Below are 1,372 nucleotides of genomic sequence, written 5' to 3' on the forward strand. Positions count from 1 at the left end.
TTGCCGTTGCCGGTGGTGATGCTTTTACGGTCGGCATAGTTCGGCGCCTGGTCCAGGTCGTCGGCCGAGATGCCGTAGAGGTCCATCTGGCCGCGCAGGGTCCAGATGCCGCCGAAGCGGTCCTGCTTCGGCAGGTTGTAGGTGGCGCGGGAGGTCAGGCGGCGAGTATCGGTGCCCTCGTCGCGGAAGACCACGAAGCTGCCGGCATCGACCGTCAGGTAGCCGCCCAGCGAATCGCGCGGATAGGCGTATTCGGCGAAGGCATTCGGCAGCACCAGTGGGATGGCCGACTTGTCGTCGACGTCGTTCAGGCTCTGGTAGGCGCGGGCATCGATGCGGGCATAGCCCTCGGTGCCCCAGAAGCCTTCCAGGTAGACATCCGAGGTCAGCACGCGCGGCGAGCTGTAGCGCCAGGCGCGCAGATAGGCCTGGCTGCTGGCGCGGTTCAGGTTGAAGCCGGCGCGCCAGTGCTCATCCAGCGCGAACTGGCCACTGCTGTAGATATGGGCGCCGAGGCCCTTGTCGCCCTCGGCGATATTGCCGCCGGAGAGGTTGCCGACCGAGGCGGAGAGATTGACCGTGCCGCTGTTGAAGCGGCGGCGGTAATCCACCCCGAGCCCCGGGTATTCCTCGGTGGCGAAGGTGGGCCGCAGCGTCATGTCCTGGCTGCCGTCGATCGCCCAGTAATAGGGAATCTGCACGAAGGGGCCGAGGAAGGTGCTGTTGCCCAGGATCGGCGTCAGAAAGCCCGACTGGCGCGGCACCGAGGGGTCGGGATGCGACAGGTAGGGCGTGTAGAGCAGCGGCCAGCCGCCCATCTCGAGCGTGGCGTCGCGGTAGCGCAGCCGCTGCTCTTCCTTGTCATGGGTCGCGATGCGGGCGCGCACCTGCCAGAGCGGCGGCGCGGTCGGGTCGTCGGCGCACAGGTCGCAGGAGGAATAGACCACCCGCGACATGTCCACGATATTGCCGTTGGTGCGGGTGGCGCCGGTGGCCGCCAGCTTGCCGTTCTGCGCCAGCCGGGCGCGCAGCCCGCTCACCACGCCGTTGCGCATGTCGCCGGTGAGTTCCGCGCGGTCGGCGAAGGTCACCTGCCCGTCCGGCTCCAGCAGCTGCACATTGCCTTCGGCGACAGCGATGCCGGTTTCGCGGTTATAGGTGAAGGTATCGGCGCGCAGGATGCGCTCGTTCTGCCAGGCCTCCACCCTGCCGCGGGCGGTCACCAGGTTCTTGTCCTGGTCGTATTCCACCTCGTCGGCCGTGAAGGTCACGGGCGATTCGCGGTCGTTGGCGGGGGCCGGAGCCGGCGCGGCGGCGGCCGCGGGCGGCGGCGTGCCGGGGATGGCGGGCATGGAAAGCTCGCCCCCCGCCG

General features: G+C 68.8%; 1 protein-coding gene. It reads right to left on the minus strand.

What is annotated here, in order from left to right; all coding sequences use genetic code 11:
- On the minus strand, positions 1-1,352 hold a 1,352-nt coding region (locus IBL25_RS26130), incomplete at its 3' end, for an LPS-assembly protein LptD (RefSeq protein WP_187781346.1).
- Positions 1,353-1,372: the final 20 nt, after the last annotated feature.

Source organism: Pseudoroseomonas ludipueritiae (assembly GCF_014490445.1).
Taxonomy (GTDB): Bacteria; Pseudomonadota; Alphaproteobacteria; order Acetobacterales; family Acetobacteraceae; genus Pseudoroseomonas; species Pseudoroseomonas ludipueritiae.